The following is a 17,146-nucleotide window of genomic DNA, read 5'->3' on the forward strand; positions in this document are numbered from 1 at the left end:
GATCTCACGGTACTGTCAAAGGCATCGACCGATCAAGCGGCAGGACGCCGCGACGCCGGTCAGAGATCGCGGCGGAGCGAATCGATCGTGGCCCGAATCCGGCTGGAGTCCACGACCAGCGCCAGCTGCCGGGCGGCGGCTTCGAGCAGCGCTGCATCGTGTTCGGTGAAGAGCTTTCCGGGCGCAAGACTGTCTGCATAGACCACGGCGATGACCGACGCGTCGCGGACGACCGGAATCGCCACGAGTGCGCGAATACCGCTTCGGGCGATGCTCCCGCTGGAGGCCAGCGCGCGCGCGCCGTCGGTGTCGGAGCAGTATTCGCAGGCACCGCGTTCGAAGGCGTTGCGGATCGCGGTCAGGCTCGGCGGCGGATCGAAGACCGTTGTTCCGGACGCCAGCCGGGGCTCACCGGAGGCGTCGGCCAGCCACAGGCCCGCGCGCTCGCAGCCCGACAGGCGGACGACCTCCGACAGGGAACGGTCCAGCGTGTCGTCGCGCGACGGACCCGCCGGGGGATCGGTACGGTGCTCCGCTGCCGCGTCCCGGCCGGCCAGCGGCGGGTCTGCGGGCGCGGTGGAAAAATCACAGAGAACCGGAACGCCACCGACTTCGAGCCAGGCAGTGGAGGAGAGCAGCGCCCGGTCGATCGGCCGGCCGTCGAGACGGGTTCCGTTCTTGCTGACCTGATCGGTCACCTGCCAGCCGGAGGCCACCGGCTCGATGACCAGGTGGACCCGCGATACGCCGGCGTGATCCAGCGTGAGGTCGGCGCCGGGCGACCGGCCCAGGGTGTACGAACGGTCACGCTCCAGCCGGAGCGATCGGCCGGGTCGGCCCGGGAGGAACGCGGTGAGCGTGATTCCGGACCCGCCGGCCCGGGTCGAACTATCCTGCAAGACCGAGGCTGTAGCGAAGCGTCTCGGACCGGGCGCGCAGCAGTCCGTCGTGGTTGTCGAGATCGCGCGCCGAGCGCCAGACGTTCGGCACGAGGCCGTCGTCGGCCGCCGCGCGAACCGCGTTCTCGAACCCGACGAGGTCCTGGATGGCCCGCGAAACATCGTCGGCCAGCCACGCGGCATAGGCGTCGTCGAGCCGGTCCTGGAGCGCGTCGAAGGTCGATGTGTCGAGATCGCCGGACGCGGCGGACAGCGCGGACTGGAGCTCGGCGAACTTGCCGTCGACGGTCTGGTCCACGCTGCGCGTGTCGGCGACGATCAGGAAGTCGGACCACTCCCCGCCGTTCCCGCGCACCCGGTAGCTGCCGGCGCTGGTCTCGGCGGTGATGTCGCGGAAGGTCGCGCCGTTCGAGCTCTTGAACAGGCGCAGCGGCGTGTTCGGTGTGTAGTGCAGTGCCGTGGTGTAGAGCTCGACCTCGGCCATGCCCTCGAAGCTGAGGCCACCGGTCGAGGGGGGATGGATCGTGATCATCAGCGGGAAGGCCGCGGGGAGGCTCAGCGACGAACCTGCGGGCAGCCGGTCCAGAAGGCTGAGGGAAAGCGGGTCGATCTGCGTGACCGAGATCCCGAGATTCTCTTCGCTGAGCCCGACGGCGTCTTCGAAACGAAGCGTCAGTTCGGCCGAAGCGATTCCTGCCAACTCGATCTCCGCGAAGGCCTCGTTGCCTTCGATCGCGAGGTCGACGGTCTGGGCCTTCACCGGCCCGCAAAGGGCGACAAGCGCTAGAAGAAGCGTGGCGGTAGGGAAGGATCGGCGCATGGTTCGAAACTCTCGAGCGGAATCCGCCGGTACGAAGTTCTCTTAACCTAGCAAGTCTCACGACCCGGCGCAAACCGGGGAAATCCCTCAGGCGAGGCCGGGGAATCCCTTGCCCGACCCGCCGGATCGGCCTCCGGATCGGCCCGCCGGGCGTGGCGTTGGGGTAGGCTGCGAAGGCGCGCGGATCGCCTTCCATGTGGCCGGTTGCGTACGCGCGAAACCCACCAGGAACGACCGGACATGCCAGCGAGCCTTCCGCAGGAACCCGATTCACCGATTCGAGCGCTGGCCTCGGCCGCGGGCCAACCGCTGCTGCTGCTCGGCACGCTGGCGCTGTGGCTCGCCCTCGGGGCCGACGAGGCGGCCATCGGCCTGTCCTGGCTGGCGCTGGTCGGGGTGGTCGGCGCGCTCGAACACATCGTGCCCCTGCGACCTGCCGAGCGTCCGACCCTGTCCCGTCGAGCCATCGCCGTACTGACCGGGCTCGTGCTCGCCGCGGCACTCGGCGTGCTCGGTGCGGTCTACGAGCAGGCGCTGCGCCCGGCGTTCGCGCCGATCGCCGGAAGCGGGCCGGGGGCGCTGTGGCCGGACGCGCTGCACTGGAGCGTCCAGGCCGTCCTTCTCTACCTGCTCGCCGACGGCCTGAATTACGGGTTGCACCGTGCCTGCCACCGCTGGAACGGGCTGTGGCGGATCAGCGGTCACGGCGTGCACCATTCCTTCCACGCGCTCAATTCCTACCACGCGGTGCTGACCCACCCGCTGGAGCTGTTCTTCCTCGCCGTTCCGATGGCCGTGGCGGCGGCGCTGTTCGGCGTCGACGGCCAGGTCGTTGCCGCAAGCACCGTGCTGATCGCCTCGATCGCGCTTCTGGCGCACGCCAACCTCGACCTGCACACGCCGGGGCTGGAGTGGATCGTGACCCAGCCCGGCCACCATCGGCTCCATCACTCGATCGACGCCGGCGAGCGCGAGAGCAACTACGCGTGCACCGCCATCCTCTGGGACCGGCTGTTCGGCACCTATGACGGCCGCGCCGCCGAACGCACCGGCCTCGATCCCGAGCCGCCGACCCTGTTGGATCACGTGCTTCGGCCGTTCCGGCGGGCGCGCGACTGAGAGCAGGACCGGGCGACCCGCTCCGACCCGAGTGTCCGATTTCGGGACGGCCCGTCCCGCAAGCGGACGATCGGGCGGGTATCGGGGCCGCTTCGGCGCCGACCGCCGCTCCTTAATTCGTCGGCACATCAGCCACTTGATCCCGGCCAAGGCGGATTGGCACGCGAATTGGATATCCGGGGCATGGACATCGCACGCCCCGAACTCGCACGACGCAAGCGCATCAAGCGCATCGCCTGGATCAGCGTGGCCGTCGTCGCCGTGCTGGTCGCCGTGGTCGCGCTGGCCCGGCTCGAGCCGGCCGCTCCGGCCGTCGACCGCGCCACGGTCTGGACCGATACGGTCAAGCGCGGCGAAATGCTGCGCCAGGTCCGCGGACCGGGCGTGCTGGCGCCGCGCGAGATCCGGTGGATCGCCGCGACGACCGAGGCCCGCGTCGACCGGGTCCTGGTCAAGCCGGGTGCGGCCGTCGAACCCGATACCGTGCTGGTCGAGATGAGCAACCCGACCCTGGCCCAGCAGGTCCTCGAGGCCCGCTCGGAGGTGGTCGCCGCCGAGGCCGACTACGCCGCGCTGCAGGTCCGGCTGCAGGGCCAGGTGCTGGACCAGCGCTCGACGCTGGCGCAGATTCGCGCCGAGTCGGAAAGCGCCCGCCTGCAGGTCGAGGCCGAGGCGCAGTTGCTCGAGAAGAACATCCTGCCGCGCATCCAGTACCAGCGCAGCGTGCTGACCGCCAACCAGCTCGAAGAGCGTCTGGCGATCGAGCAGGAGCGCGTCGCGCAGTTCCAGGACTCGGTCGACGCGCAGCTGCGGGCGGCTCGCGCGCGGATCGAGCAACTCGAGACGCTGGCGGACTATCGCGAAGCCCAACTGGCCTCGCTGGACGTGACCGCCGGGATCGCTGGCGTGCTGCAGGAGCTCAGGGTGGAAGCCGGCCAGCGGCTGGCACCGGGCGAGAACATCGCGCGGGTCGCCCGGCCCGATACGCTGCTGGCCGAGCTGCGGATTCCCGAGACCCAGGCCAAGGACATCCAGCTGGGCCAGGCGGTCGAGGTCGACACGCGCAATGGCGTCATTGCCGGCGAGGTCGTCCGGATCGATCCGCGCGTCGCCAACGGCACCGTGCAGGTCGACGTGGACCTGACCGGCGACCTGCCGGCCGGCGCGCGGCCCGACCTCTCGGTCGACGGCACGATCCTGATCGAGCGCCTCGACGACGTCCTCTACGTCGGGCGCCCGGCCTACGGTCAGCCCGAGTCCACCGTGCGCCTGTTCCGCATCGACGCGGACGACGAGACCGCGGTCCGGGTGCCGGTCGAGCTCGGCCGCAGTTCCGTCAACGTGATCGAGATCCGCCAGGGCCTGGACCTCGGCGACCGCATCATCCTGTCCGACACCTCGGCGTGGGACGACCACGACCGCATCCGGCTGCAGTGAGCGACCGATGTTGCTCGAACTCTTTCAACTGCTCGACACCCTGGTCTGCCTGGCCTGCCGCCACGCCGCCTGGGCCGTCTTCCTGCCCGGCGTCGCGATCCTGCGCTGGATCGGGAAGTGATGAGAAAGGGAAAAGGGGAAAGGGGCGAGTGCCTCACCGATCCGGACGACCAGCCCTTGGTCACTAGTCCCTTACCCCTAGTCCCTGAACCCTTGTCCACCCCACTGAAACCGTATCAACGACCAACCCGGAGCCAACCATGACTGACTCATCCAACGCCCTGATCCACCTCGAGGACATCACCAAGGTGTTCCTGACCGACGAGGTCGAGACGCACGCGCTCGGCGGCATCCACCTCGATGTCCGCGAAGGCGAGTACGTGTCGATCTCCGGACCGTCGGGCTGCGGCAAGTCGACTTTGCTGTCGATCCTCGGCCTCCTCGATACCGCGACCAACGGCGAGTACACGCTCAACGGCACGCCGGTCCAGTCGCTCAGCGCGGCGGATCGCGCGCGGGTTCGCAACCGCGAGATCGGCTTCATCTTCCAGGCCTTCAACCTGATCGGCGACCTGACCGTCTACGAGAACGTCGAACTGCCGCTGACCTACCGCGACGGCATCGCCAAGGCCGAACGCCGGGAGCGCGTGGTCGAGGCGCTGGAACGGGTCGGCATGGCCCATCGCCTGCAGCACTATCCGGCCCAGCTGTCCGGCGGTCAGCAGCAGCGCGTCGCGGTCGCCCGTGCCCTGGTCGGAAAGCCGGCCATCCTGCTCGCCGACGAACCGACCGGCAACCTCGACTCGCGCAACGGCGAGGCGGTGATGGCGCTGCTCGACGAACTGCATCGCGCCGGCTCGACGATCTGCATGGTCACCCACGATCCGCGCTATGCCGAATTCGCCCAGCGCAAGATCCACCTGTTCGACGGTCGCGTGGTCGACGAGGAAACGCTGGATCGCCTGCGCCGCGAAGAGGAACAGCGCATCGAGCAGCAGATCGCTTCCCGCAGGCCGGCCGCCGCGGCGCCCGACGCCTGATCGCAGCGCCCCGACCCGTCGCCCGATCCGAACGCCACCGGAGCCCGACCATGCCGTTCCTGACCGACTTCACCCGCGCCCTTCGCCAGCTGTCCAAGCGCCCGGCCTTCTCGCTGGCCGTGATCGTCACGCTGGCCCTGGGCATCGGTGCCAACGCCGCGATCTTCTCTCTGTTCCACCAGATGCTGATCGCACCGATCGAAGTGCCGGCGCCGGAACGCCTGGTCAACCTCTCGTCGCCGGGGCCGAAGAGCGGGTCGCTCTCGTCGTCGACGCCCGGGGGCAGCGAGTACACGTTCAGCTACCCGATGATGCGCGACCTCCAGCAAGTCGACGGCGTACTGACCGGGCTGGCCGGGCATCGCGGTTTCGGCGCCAACTTCTCCTTCGATGGAACGACCACCAGTGGCTTCGGTCTGCAGGTGACCGGCAGCTACTTTCCGACGCTGGGTATCCAGCCGTTGATGGGGAGATTGCTGAACGAGGCCGACGACCGGGCCCTGGGCGAGCACCGCGTGGTGGTGCTGGGCCACCGCTATTGGCTCAACGAGCTGGGCGGCAACCCGGACATCGTCGGCCAGACGCTGATCGTCAACGGCCAGAGCCTCGAGGTCGTCGGCGTCGCACCGATCGGATTCCGTGGAACCACGCTGGGCAATGCGCCCGACGTCTACGTGCCGATCACCCTCCGCTGGCTGCTGCAGCCGCGGCTGCCCCCGGACCACGACGACCGACGCAGCTACTGGGTCTACCTGTTCGGCCGCTTGGCGCCGGACGTGTCGGTCGAGCGCGCGGCAGAAGTGCTGCAGACCCGCTACCGCTCGATTCTGGACGAGGTCGAAGGCCCGCTGCAGGAGATGCGCCCGGAAACGCTCGAACGGTTCGTGTCGCGCCCGCTGCTGCTCGAAGACGGCAAGCTCGGCCAGAGCGACGTGCGCCGGAACAGCCTGGCGCCGCTGATCATGCTGCTGACGGTGTCCGGTTTCGTGCTGCTGATCGCCTGTGTCAACGTGGCCAACCTGATGCTGCTGCGCGGCGCGTTACGCTCCGGCGAATTGGCCGTCCGGTCGTCGATCGGCGCCAGTCGCGGCCGGCTGATCCTGCAGCTGCTGACCGAAGCGGTGGTGCTGGCCGTGCTGGGTGGGCTGGCCGGCCTGCTGGTCGCCGGTGTGACACTGGCCCTGATCGGCAGCCTGCTGCCGCCGTTCGCCCTGGCCACCGTCGAGTTGTCGATTTCTCCGGCGGTGATCGGCGGCGCGTTGGCCTGCACGATGATCGCCGTGCTGCTGTTCGGCCTGATTCCGGCGCTGCACGCGGCGCGGGTGCAGCCTGCCACGGTGCTGCGCGGACAGGCGGGCCAGCCGGGCGGCGGTCGTGCGCTGGCGCGCTTCCGCAGTTCGCTCGTGCTGGTCCAGATCGCGCTGGGCATGGCCCTGCTCATCACCTCGGGCCTGTTCATCAAGAGCCTGCACAAGCTGCAGAACGCCGACCTCGGCATGCAGGTCGAGTCGATGGTGTCCTTCGGCATCGGCCCCCTTCGCAACGGGTATTCGATGGAGCGCGCCCGCCAGCTGTACGAGCGCGTCGAGGAGGAGCTCGGTGCCCTGCCCGGAGTACTGAGCGCGACCTCGTCGATGGTCCCGCTGCTTTCGGACAGCAACTGGACCACCAACGTCTCGGTCGAGGGCTTCGAAGACGGCCCGGATGTGAACACCAACGTCGCGATGAACGATATCGGGCTGGACTACTTTCCGACCTTCGGAATTCCCTTGCTGGACGGCCGCACCTTCGACTCCTCCGACCGGGACGATGCGCCTCCCGTCGCCATCGTCAACCGCGCCTTTGCCGAACAGTTCGGACTCGGCAACGCGGCGGTCGGCAAGCGCATGGCCATCGGACAGACCGAAGAGCTCGACATCGAGATCGTCGGCCTGGTCGGCGACAGCCGATACGCCAACGTGCGCGACGGCATGACGCCGATCCTCTACCAGCCGAACCGGATGAACAACGGCATCTCGTTCATGAACTTCTACGCCCGCACGGCGCTGCCGCCGGAGCAGGTCATGCCGTCGATCCGTGACCTGATTGCGCGACTCGACCCCAACCTGCCGGTCGACAACCTGAGTTCGATGGAGACCGTGGTCCGCGACAACGTGTTCCTCGAGCGCTTCGTCGGCATGCTGTCGTCCGGCTTCGCGCTGCTGGCCACCGTGCTGGCCGCGATCGGCCTGTACGGCGTGCTTTCCTATTCCGTCACCCAGCGAACGCGCGAGCTCGGCCTGCGCATGGCGCTCGGCGCGGCCCCGGGCGGACTGGCCCGCAGCGTGCTGGCGCAGGTCGCCCGGCTCGGCGCGATCGGTGCGGTCATCGGCATCGTCGCGGCGCTGGCCCTCGGCCGGCTCGCGACCTCCCTGCTCTACGAGCTTTCGCCCTACGACCCGGCCGTCCTGGTGTCCGCGGTGTTCGTGCTGGCGCTGGTGGCCTTCGTTGCCGGCTACCTCCCGGCGCGCCGCGCCGCCCGCATCCACCCCAACGAAGCCCTGCGCTACGAATGACCCGTACGAACAACCCGGGAGAATCGAGATGAACGTACTCCACGACCTTCGCTACGCCGTCCGCCAGCTGCTTCGCCGCCCGGGCTTCCTGATCGCCGTGGTGCTGACCCTGGCGCTGGGCATCGGCGCCAACGCGGCGATCTTCAGCATGATCAACGGACTGATGCTGAAACCGCTGCCGTATCCGGACGGGGACCGGCTGGTCGCGGTCTACAACACCTACCCGAAAATGGGGCTGCCGAATGCCGGGGTGTCGATCCCCGACTACCTGGACCGGCGCGACCGGGCCGAGGCCTTCGAAGCGGTCGCGATGTACACCTGGGATGCCTCCAACCTCACCGGCCAGGGTCGGCCGGAACGCCTTCTCGCGCTGCGCACCACGCCCAGCCTGTTCGACGTGCTCCGGGTGTCGCCGGCGATCGGCCGCGCGCTCGGGGAGGAGCACGCCGAGCCCGGCAACGATCGGGTCGCCGTGCTCAGTCACGGCCTCTGGCAGCAGCTGTTCGGCGGTCGTGAGGACGTCGTCGGCCGCGACCTCGTTCTGGACGGGGAGACCTTCGAGGTGATCGGCGTGATGCCGCCGGGCTTCGTCTTTCCGAACCAGCAGGTCCGGCTGTGGATTCCGTTCGCGTTCACGCCCGAGCAGATGAGCGACGACGAGCGGGGCACCGAGTACTCCAACATGATCGGACGCCTCGCTCCCGGCGCGACGGTCGACCAGGCCCAGCAACAGGTCGACCGCATTCACGAACTCAACAAGGAGCGAGCGCCGGCCGGAGTGGCCGAATTCTGGACCAATGCCGGTTTCGGCGGGCGCGTGGTCGACTACCGCAGCGAACTGATCGGCGAGTTGCGCGGCCCGCTGATGCTGCTGCAGGTCGCCGTCGCGCTGGTCCTCCTGATCGCCTGCGCAAACGTGGCCAACCTGATGCTGGCCCGGGTGACCGCGCGCCGCCGCGAACTCTCGGTGCGCACGGCGCTCGGTGCCGGCAAGCGACGCATCACCCGCCAGCTGCTGGTCGAGAGCCTGTTGCTCGCGCTGCTCGGCGGCCTGGCCGGTCTTGCGGTGGCGCATTTCGGCCTGCAGCTGCTGCTCTGGGCCGGCCTCGGCTCGACCAACACGCTGTTCGACATCGACCTGGACGGCTCGGTGCTGCTGTTCGCGCTGGCCTCGGCGGTGCTCACGGGGATCCTGTTCGGCATTGCACCGGCGCTCACGGCCGCGCGAACATCGACCGCGGAGGTCCTCAAGGAAGGCGGCCGCAGCGCGTCGGGGGGCACCAGCTCGCAGCGCATTCGCGCCCTGCTGGTGGTGGCCCAGGTCGCGGTGGCGGCCATGCTGCTGGTCGGCGCGGGCCTGCTGATCCGGAGCTTCCTCGCGGTCCAGTCGGAATCGCCCGGCTTCACCCAGCAGGGCGTGCTGACCGCCCAGCTCTCGCTTCCCGACGATCCGTACGGCGAACCGGCCGCGGTGCGCAACCTGCGCCGCGACCTGGTCGAGCGGGCCGAGGGGCTGCCCGGCATCGAACACGCCGGCATGATCAGCACCACCCCGTTCTCCGGCGGCAACTCGCAGGCCAGCTACACGATCGAGGGCTACGAACCGGCGCCCGGCGAAAGCCAGCCGCACGGTCAGGTCCGGATGGCCGACGGCGGCTACTTCCGGGCCATGGAGATTCCCGTGCTCGAAGGCCGGGTCTTCGACGCGTCCGACGATCCGGAAGCCCGCATCGCCGTGGTCGACGAGATCTTCGCGGAGCGCTACTTTCCGGACTCGACAGCGGTGGGACAGCGCATCGGCCTCGGCGGCGACGAGGACCCGATGTGGCACACGGTCATCGGCGTCGTCGGCACGGTCCGCCACGGCGGGCTCGACGAGCAACCGACCAAGGAAACCTACTACCTGCCCTTCGGTACCCGGAGCTTCAGCGGCCCGTCGCTGGTGCTGCGCACGTCGATGGCGCCGTCGGCCGCGATCGAACCCCTGCGCGCCGCGATCGCCGAGATCGACCCGAATCTCCCCCTGACCCGCGTTCGCACGATGGAGGAGCTGATCGATCTCTCGCTGCAGACGCGGCGCGCGCCGATGCTGCTCCTGGTGGTGTTCGCCGCCGTCGCACTGGTGCTCTCGGCGGTCGGCATCTACGGCGTGCTGGCCTACTCGGTCAGCCAACGCACCGGCGAGCTCGGCGTGCGCATGGCGCTGGGCGCCCGGGTCGGCGACGTCCTTCGCCTGGTCCTTCGCCAGGGCGGCACGCTGGTCGCCATCGGGCTGGCCGCAGGGATCGCACTGGCGCTGGCACTGTCGGGGCTGATCGGCGCCCAGCTGCACGGCGTCTCGCGTTTCGATCCGCTGGTCGTGGTCGGCGTGGTCGCGTTCCTCGGCGCGGTCGCCGCCGTGGCCTGCCTGCTGCCGGCCTGGCGGGCCGCTCGGGTCGACCCGATCGAAGCCCTGCGCGAGGAATGACGCGGTGCTTCCACCGTCCGGGCCGATCCCCGGGGCATAATGCGTCCGGCATGCGCGCTGCGAGCAGGGACAACACGTCATGAGCCGGTCGACATGAGTTCGGTAAGCGCCCCGTCTGGTCGGCTGCTGGTCGTCGACGATCAGCGCGATGTGCTCGAAGCGCTGCGCCTGTTGTTCAAGGCCGAGGGATTCCGCGTCGACCCGGTCCAGTCACCGGCCGCCGCGCTGGAAGCCCTGGAGAACGCCGATTACGACGCGGTGCTGTGCGATCTCAACTACACGCGCGACACGACCTCCGGCGAAGAAGGCCTCGAACTGGTGCGGCGGATCCACACGCTGGACGCCGACCTCCCGGTGGTCGTGATGACGGCCTGGGCGTCGGTCGAGGTGGCCGTCGAGGCGATGCGTGGCGGCGCGCGGGACTTCGTCGAGAAGCCCTGGGACAATCGCCGCCTGCTCAGCATCGTTCGCAACCAGGTCGAGCTCGGCCGCGCGCTGCATCGTTCGCGTCGCCTGGCGGCCGAGAACGATCTCCTGAAGGTCGACGACCCGGATTTCATCGCCGATTCCCCTTCCATGCGCGAGGTGGTCGATCGCGTGCTGCGCGTCGCCCCGGCCGACGTGGCCGTGCTGATCACCGGCGAGGCGGGCACCGGAAAGGGCATGGTGGCCCGACTGCTGCATCGGCATTCCGCGCGGGCCGACCAGCCGATGATCAGCGTCAACATGGGCAGCGTTGCCGAGGCGGTCTACGAAAGCGAGATGTTCGGTCACGTCAAGGGCGCGTTCACCGACGCCAGCGTCGATCGCGCGGGACGCTTCGAGCTGGCCGATCGCGGCACGCTGTTCCTGGACGAGATCGGCAACGTGCCGGTCGGCCAGCAGGGCAAGCTGCTGCGCGTGCTCGAGACCGGCGAATACGAACCGGTCGGCTCGTCGCGCACGCGCACCGCCGACGTCCGCCTGGTCAGCGCGACCAACGCCGATCTCGACGCCATGTGCCGAACCGGCGAGTTCCGCAAGGACCTGCTGTTCCGGATCAATACGGTCGAGATCGCCCTGCCGCCGCTGCGCGCGCGGCGCGAAGACATCCTGCCCCTGGCCCGCCAGGCGCTGAGCCGCCTTTCGCAGCGTTATCGCGATGCGCCGGCCGAGTTATCGAGCGAGGCCCTGGAGTCGCTGCAGACCTACCCCTGGCCGGGCAACGTCCGCGAACTGATGCACGTCATCGAGCGCGCCGTGTTGCTTGCGCGCGGCGAGCGCATCGAAGCGGCCGACCTTCAACTGGCGCCCTCGTCGGGTCGCCGTGGACCGTCGGACAGCCGCGAGCTGGACGGGATGACGCTGGACGATGCCGAGCGCATCCTGATCCGCAACGCCCTCGAACGAAGCGGCGGCAACGTCAACCAGGCCGCCGCGGCCCTGGGGCTGAGTCGCAGCGCGCTGTATCGCAGGATCGAAAAGCACGGCCTCGGTGACTGAGCGGACCAGGACTGGAAAGCGGACCATGACTGAAAAACGGAAGATGACCGGAACGCGATGAGCCCGTCGAACGGCACGCGCAGGATGGCGTTCGAGACCCGCCTGCTGCTGCTCTGCCTGGCCGGGGGCCTGCCGGCGCTGGTCCTTGTGCTGTTCCTGCTCTACGGGACCGATCTCGACGGCGCGCTGATCGCTCTGCTGGTCACGCTGCTCACCACCAGCTGGCTCGGCTTCGGCTTCGCGGCCCGCCGCCACGTGGTCTACCACCTCCAGACGCTCAGCAACCTGATGGAAGCACTCCGCGAGGGCGATTATTCCCTGCGCGGCCGGCGGGCGCGGTTCCGGGACTCGCTCGGCGAGGTCGTCCGCGAGGTCAACCAGCTGGCCGAGAACCTGCGCATCGAACGGCTCGGCGCGCGCGAAGCCTCCGCGCTGCTCGGCAAGGTCATCGACGTGATCGACATCGCCGTGTTCGCCTTCGACGCCGCCGGCCGGGTGCGGCTGGTCAACCCGGCCGGCGAGCGCCTGCTGGGCCGCACGGCCGAATCGCTGCGCGGCGTGCCGGCCGGGCCGCTCGGCCTGGCCGGGTTTCTCGACGGTCCGGACCGCCAGACCGTGCGGCACCGCTTCCCGATCGGCCACGGCCAGTGGGAAATCCGGCGCGCACGATTCCGCGAGGAGGGCATCGCCCACGAACTGCTGGTGATCACCGACCTGAGCTGGGCCCTGCGTGAAGAGGAGCGCCGCGCATGGCAGCGACTGATCCGCGTGATCGGGCACGAGCTGAACAACTCGCTGGCGCCGATCCGCTCGATGTCGACCACCCTGGCCAACCTGCTGGCGCGCGACCCGCTGCCCGACGACTGGCGCGAGGATGCCTCGAGCGCGCTCGACGTGATCGGCAACCGCGCCGAAGCGCTGGGCCGCTTCATGGCCGCCTACGCGATGCTCGCGCGGCTGCCCGCACCGGACAAGCGCCAGGTCGCGCTGCGCCCGCTGATCGAGCGCGCCGCGGCCCTCGACGACCGGCGGACCGTGGCAATCCACGGCGACGGCCTGACCGCCGAGATCGACGCGGACCAGATCGAGCAGCTGTTGATCAACCTGCTGAAGAACGCCCATGACGCGGCCGACCAGACCGACGGCACGGTCGAGGTGCGCCTCGGCAGGGATGCGGACGCGATCGTGATCGACGTGCTCGATACCGGCCCGGGCATCGCCAACCCGGACAACCTGTTCGTCCCCTTCTTCACCACCAAGCCCGGCGGCACCGGTGTCGGCCTGGTCCTGTGTCGGCAGATCGCCGAGGGGCACGGGGGCTCGTTGTCGCTCGAGAACCGTACCGACGCGACCGGCTGCGTCGCCCGGCTTCGTCTACCGGCCTGATTCGAACCCGTCCGCGAACAGGCGATCGATGCCGTTGGTCTCGACCGCACCGAGATCGGGCTGGCCGCCGCGGGGACGGCCGAGGATGTCCTCCGGGCTCGACAGCAGCGGGTCGCCGGCGTCGATGGCCTCGCTGCCGGCCGCTGGCGTACCGTAGTTCTCGATCAACCGCTGGAACACCTCGCGGATCGTGGTCGAGCCGTCGGCGAACTGGGCGCCGTTCCAGGTCGGCGGGGTCAGCGCGCTGTTGTCCGGCAGCAGCGGATCGCCAACCACCGGGCTGGCGTCGTCGGCGAATCGGAGCGCCTGGCCGGCATCGGTCGGAATCGGATTGCCGCCATTGAAATAGAGGTTCGCCTCGAGCAGCGCCGACGCGGTCTGGCCGGCCGGCGCATCGAACAGGTCGACCCCGTTGAAGGCCTCGCCGCCCATCGTGCCGGTCGGATCCGACCAGAGATTCTGGGTCAGGACGAGGTTCGCGTTCGGCGGATTCGGACCGAGCGCGATCAGGCGGCCGGCAAAGCTGCTCGACGGAAGGTTGCCGACCACCGTGTTGTTTCTCACCACGATGTCGTTCGAGCCCTGGATCGTCAGCGAGGTCCGCATCCGGTCCGCCGAATTGCCGAGCATCAGGTTGTTCTCGACCACCGCGCCGTCGGTCTCGAAGAACGCCGTGCTGTCCTCGCCGAAGCGGACGAAGGACTGGCCGGTGTTGCCGTTCCAGTTCAGGAACACGTTGCGGCGGATGGTCACGTCCTGCACCCCCTGCACCGTGTCGCTGGTCCCGTTGCTGTCCTTGACCACGATGAAGGAGCTGGTATCGGGCCGGGCCGCGGTGTTGAAGAACACGTTGTCCTCGACCGTCACGCCGATCACGCTGTTGATGTCGATGTGCTCGTCGCTGCCGGACTGGTCGTAGAACAGGTTGCCCTGGACGAGGACATCCTCGGCGCCGTTGTTGATCTTCAGCAGGTCGTTGTTCGTGCTGGTGTGGATGATGTTGTCACGGAACACGATGCCGGAGACCACCGGATCGGTGCCGCCGTTGCTGCCGTTGAAGGCGCCGAGCAGGTCCTGGACCTGGACCACCAGCGCCCCGGTATTGTTCGGCGCGTGGGTGATCTCGAAGCCTTCCACGATGATGTTGCGACCGGTGAAGACGACGATCGCCGCGCCACCGTCGTGCTGAAGTCGTGCCTGGTAGCGGGGTTCGGCAAGAATGGTGACCGGCGGATCGAACTCGCGGTCCAGGCGGGAGCGCCCGTTGTAGGTGCCGGGGCCGACCAGGATTCGATCGCCGGAGGCCGCCTGGTCGATCGCGTAATCGATCGTGGCCCAGGGGTTGCCGGGGCTGCCGTCGCCGCCGGCGTTGCTGCCGTCGATCGCGACGTGGAAATCGGCCGCCTGGACCGCTGCCGCAAGCAGGGCTGCCGGAATCGCCCCCCATCGCCCGAGGCGACGGGCACGGGTCATTTGCGAAACCGCTCCAGCAGCCCGTCGAGTTCGTCGAGGCTCGTGTACTTGATCGTCACCTGGCCCTTGCCCGAGGACGAATGGCGGACCGCGACCGGCGCGCACAGCGTCTCGGTCAGCTCCCGCTCCAGGCGCTGGATGTCCGGATCGGGCCTGGGCTTCGGCTTCTTCGCGCCGCCGCCGTCCTTCATCCGCTTGACCAGTGCCTCGGTCTCGCGCACCGACAAGCCGAGGTTGGCGACCCGCCGGGCGGCTTCGACCTGCACGCTGCCCGACAGCGCGAGCAGCGCCCGGGCATGGCCCATGTCGATCTTCTTCGCGTCGACCATCTCGCGGACCTTCGGCTCGAGGTCCAGGAGTCGCAGGAGGTTGCTGACCGACGCCCGCGAGCGCCCGACGTTGGCCGCGGCCTGTTCGTGGGTCAGCTCGAACTCCTCGATCAGGCGACCGAGTGCCGTGGCCTCCTCGATCGGGTTGAGGTTCTCGCGCTGGATGTTCTCGATCAGCGCCATGGCCAGCGTGACTTCGTCCGGCACGTCGCGGATGACCGCCGGAATCTCCAGCAGGCCGGCCTTCTGGGAGGCGCGCCAGCGTCGCTCGCCGGCGATCAGTTCGTAGCCCTTGCCGGCGCCGAGCGAACGCACCACGACCGGCTGGACCACGCCCTGGGCGCGGATCGAATCGGCCAGCTCCTCGAGCCGGTCCGGGTCCATGCCGGTGCGCGGCTGATACTCGCCGGGCCGGATCTGCTCGATCGGCAGCTTCTTCAGCTCGCCGTCGGCGTGGACGTCGGTCGTGGTGCCCTTGCCGGCGGCATGGGCGCTGCGGGACTTGCCCAGCAGCGCGTTCAGGTTCTTGCCCAGGGGGGCTTTCTTGCGGGTGGCCATGCAGTCAGACTCCCATGCGACGGACGTACTCTCCGGCCAGTCCGCGGTAGGCCAGGGCGCCGCGCGACTCCGGGTCGTAGGTCAGCACCGACTCGCCGTAGCTCGGCGACTCGGCGACGCGGACGTTGCGCGGAACGATGGTGTTGTAGAGCTTGTCGCCGAAATTCTCGGCCAGCTGCCGGCCGACCGCGGCCGACAGGTTGTTGCGGATGTCGTACATGGTCCGGACCAGTCCCTCGATCTCGAGGTCCGGGTTCACCGAGGCCTGGATCTGTTCGATCGTGTCGACCAGGGCGCTCAGGCCCTCCAGCGCGTAGTACTCGCACTGCATCGGGATCATCACCCGGTCGGCCGCGGTCAGCGCGTTGAGGGTCAGCACGTTCAGGGCCGGCGGGCAGTCGATGATCACGTCGTGATAGCGGCTGGTGGCGTCGGCGAGCGCAGCGGCCAGCGCGCCGGCGCGATCGTCGCGCTCCATCAGCTCGACCTCGGCGGCGGTCAGGTCGCCGCTGGCCGGGACCAGGTCCAGGGCCACGCTCTGCGGCCGCACGATGGCGTCGCCGAGGGTGCAGGCGCCGGTCAGCACGTCGCCGACGGTCGGCTGGTCGTCGGCCAGGTCCACCCCGAGGCCGGTGGTGCAGTTGCCCTGGGGGTCGAGGTCGATGAGCAGCACCCTGCGTTTCAGGGCGCTCAGTCCGGCCGCCAGGTTCAGCGCGGTCGTGGTCTTGCCGACCCCGCCCTTCTGGTTGGCGATCGCGAGAATGCGCGTCGATGTGGTCACGTCGGTGGTTCTCCTGGCCGGTCCGGCCCCGCCCGCTGCGGGCCGCTCATTGTAAGCACGGCGGTGCCGCGGTTTCACGGGCTTGCGGCGTCCACGTGCCCGGCCTTGCGGTCACTGTCGCGAACGGCGCCGGACCACGGCCAGCGTGCGCGCCGCCGACTGCCCCGGCCAGGCCAGCGGGCGGAGCTCCAGCGAGTACCCGTCGGGCAGTCCGTCGCGTTCGGCCGGGTCGAGGTCGGCCTTCATCGCCTTCAGCGGCGCGCCGGCGTCGATCCACGGCGCGAGCCATTCGACCAGCCGCGGCAGCGGCGCCAGGGCGCGCGCGGTCAGTTCATCGGGCGGCGGGTCGAGGTCGAGCGCCTCGAGCCGGCCGTGCACGGCTTCGACGTTGGTCAGGCCCAGCGAACGCTGCACGTGGCGTAGGAAACGCACCTTCTTGCCGTTGCTGTCGACCAGCACGAATCGCCGGTCGGGCTCGGCGATCGCCAGCACCAGGCCGGGAAGCCCGGCGCCCGTGCCGGCGTCGAGGATGCGGCTGCCCTCCAGATGGGGGCGCAGGCTCAGGCTGTCGACCAGGTGGCGGTCCACCATCTCGAGCGGGTCCTTGAGTGCCGTCAGGTTGTAGGCCGCGTTCCAGCGCACCAGTTCGGCCAGGTAGGCGACCAGGCGGTCGCGGATCGGATCCGGGATCGTCTGGCCCAGTGCAGAGGCTCCCCGTTGCAGACGGTCGAGGATGGCGTCGGCGTCGAACGCGGCGGCGGTCCGGTCAGGCATGCATCAGGCGTCGAGGGGAACTGCGC

At 69.4% G+C, this 17,146-nt stretch carries 13 protein-coding genes; 7 read left to right on the forward strand and 6 right to left on the reverse strand.

Annotation, left to right across the window (positions count from 1 at the left end):
* Window positions 1–59: 59 nt before the first annotated feature.
* Window positions 60–899, reverse strand: a complete 840-nt coding sequence (locus KUV67_06225) for a GAF domain-containing protein (protein MBY6204469.1) — start codon at window positions 897–899, stop codon at window positions 60–62.
* Entirely contained in the window at window positions 889–1,659 is a 771-nt protein-coding gene (locus KUV67_06230) for a hypothetical protein (GenBank protein MBY6204470.1), read from the reverse strand. Before KUV67_06230 ends, KUV67_06225 begins: the two co-directional genes overlap by 11 nt.
* Before the next feature lie 300 nt (window positions 1,660–1,959).
* On the opposite strand from KUV67_06230, the gene KUV67_06235 reads away from it, so the two are divergent.
* The 7 genes from KUV67_06235 (at window position 1,960) to KUV67_06265 (ending at window position 13,205) form a co-directional block, all read left to right on the forward strand.
* On the forward strand, window positions 1,960–2,838 hold the full coding sequence (locus tag KUV67_06235; protein MBY6204471.1) for a sterol desaturase family protein: 879 nt from the start codon (window positions 1,960–1,962) through the stop codon (window positions 2,836–2,838).
* Between the two features lie 183 nt (window positions 2,839–3,021).
* The gene (locus KUV67_06240) at window positions 3,022–4,275 is read left to right on the forward strand and encodes an efflux RND transporter periplasmic adaptor subunit (GenBank protein ID MBY6204472.1); all 1,254 of its coding nucleotides are present in this window, start codon (window positions 3,022–3,024) and stop codon (window positions 4,273–4,275) included.
* Between the two features lie 260 nt (window positions 4,276–4,535).
* On the forward strand, window positions 4,536–5,315 hold the full coding sequence (locus tag KUV67_06245) for an ABC transporter ATP-binding protein (protein ID MBY6204473.1): 780 nt from the start codon (window positions 4,536–4,538) through the stop codon (window positions 5,313–5,315).
* A gap of 50 nt (window positions 5,316–5,365) precedes the next feature.
* Window positions 5,366–7,870 (forward strand): ABC transporter permease, encoded by a 2,505-nt coding sequence (locus KUV67_06250; protein MBY6204474.1) that lies wholly within the window; start codon window positions 5,366–5,368, stop codon window positions 7,868–7,870.
* 28 nt (window positions 7,871–7,898) lie between these two features.
* Window positions 7,899–10,337 carry an ABC transporter permease gene (locus tag KUV67_06255; GenBank protein MBY6204475.1) on the forward strand — a complete coding sequence of 813 codons (2,439 nt, stop codon included), beginning with the start codon at window positions 7,899–7,901 and terminating at the stop codon, window positions 10,335–10,337.
* Window positions 10,338–10,430: 93 nt separating this feature from the next.
* Entirely contained in the window at window positions 10,431–11,819 is a 1,389-nt protein-coding gene (locus tag KUV67_06260) for a sigma-54 dependent transcriptional regulator (GenBank protein ID MBY6204476.1), read from the forward strand.
* A 57-nt stretch (window positions 11,820–11,876) separates the two neighbouring features.
* Window positions 11,877–13,205, forward strand: coding sequence for a hypothetical protein (locus KUV67_06265; protein ID MBY6204477.1), 1,329 nt, complete (start codon window positions 11,877–11,879; stop codon window positions 13,203–13,205).
* Here KUV67_06265 and KUV67_06270 read toward each other — a convergent pair.
* From KUV67_06270 to rsmG, 4 genes are all read right to left on the reverse strand, one after another.
* Window positions 13,194–14,678 carry a hypothetical protein gene (locus tag KUV67_06270; protein ID MBY6204478.1) on the reverse strand — a complete coding sequence of 495 codons (1,485 nt, stop codon included), beginning with the start codon at window positions 14,676–14,678 and terminating at the stop codon, window positions 13,194–13,196. The genes KUV67_06265 and KUV67_06270 overlap by 12 nt on opposite strands.
* Window positions 14,675–15,565 (reverse strand): ParB/RepB/Spo0J family partition protein, encoded by an 891-nt coding sequence (locus KUV67_06275; GenBank protein MBY6204479.1) that lies wholly within the window; start codon window positions 15,563–15,565, stop codon window positions 14,675–14,677. The genes KUV67_06270 and KUV67_06275 overlap by 4 nt, the downstream gene beginning before the upstream one ends.
* A 4-nt stretch (window positions 15,566–15,569) precedes the next feature.
* Complete coding sequence (locus tag KUV67_06280) at window positions 15,570–16,346, reverse strand: ParA family protein (protein MBY6204480.1); 777 nt, start codon at window positions 16,344–16,346, stop codon at window positions 15,570–15,572.
* Window positions 16,347–16,457: 111 nt separating this feature from the next.
* A complete protein-coding gene (gene rsmG / locus KUV67_06285; GenBank protein ID MBY6204481.1) occupies window positions 16,458–17,120 on the reverse strand; it encodes a 16S rRNA (guanine(527)-N(7))-methyltransferase RsmG in 663 nt (220 codons plus the stop codon).
* Window positions 17,121–17,146: the final 26 nt, after the last annotated feature.

Origin of the sequence: Halomonas denitrificans, assembly GCA_019800895.1 — a bacterium.
Classification (GTDB): Bacteria; Pseudomonadota; Gammaproteobacteria; order Xanthomonadales; family Wenzhouxiangellaceae.

What these genes read in the sequence shown, in the direction of transcription:
- KUV67_06235 (MBY6204471.1), top strand. Translation starts at nt 1,960, where the DNA reads ATGCCAGCGAGCCTTCCGCAGGAACCCGATTCACCGATTCGAGCGCTG.
- KUV67_06240 (MBY6204472.1), top strand. Translation starts at nt 3,022, where the DNA reads ATGGACATCGCACGCCCCGAACTCGCACGACGCAAGCGCATCAAGCGC.
- KUV67_06245 (MBY6204473.1), top strand. Translation starts at nt 4,536, where the DNA reads ATGACTGACTCATCCAACGCCCTGATCCACCTCGAGGACATCACCAAG.
- KUV67_06250 (MBY6204474.1), top strand. Translation starts at nt 5,366, where the DNA reads ATGCCGTTCCTGACCGACTTCACCCGCGCCCTTCGCCAGCTGTCCAAG.
- KUV67_06255 (MBY6204475.1), top strand. Translation starts at nt 7,899, where the DNA reads ATGAACGTACTCCACGACCTTCGCTACGCCGTCCGCCAGCTGCTTCGC.
- KUV67_06260 (MBY6204476.1), top strand. Translation starts at nt 10,431, where the DNA reads ATGAGTTCGGTAAGCGCCCCGTCTGGTCGGCTGCTGGTCGTCGACGAT.
- KUV67_06265 (MBY6204477.1), top strand. Translation starts at nt 11,877, where the DNA reads ATGAGCCCGTCGAACGGCACGCGCAGGATGGCGTTCGAGACCCGCCTG.
- KUV67_06270 (MBY6204478.1), bottom strand. Translation starts at nt 14,678, where the DNA reads ATGACCCGTGCCCGTCGCCTCGGGCGATGGGGGGCGATTCCGGCAGCC.
- KUV67_06275 (MBY6204479.1), bottom strand. Translation starts at nt 15,565, where the DNA reads ATGGCCACCCGCAAGAAAGCCCCCCTGGGCAAGAACCTGAACGCGCTG.
- rsmG (MBY6204481.1), bottom strand. Translation starts at nt 17,120, where the DNA reads ATGCCTGACCGGACCGCCGCCGCGTTCGACGCCGACGCCATCCTCGAC.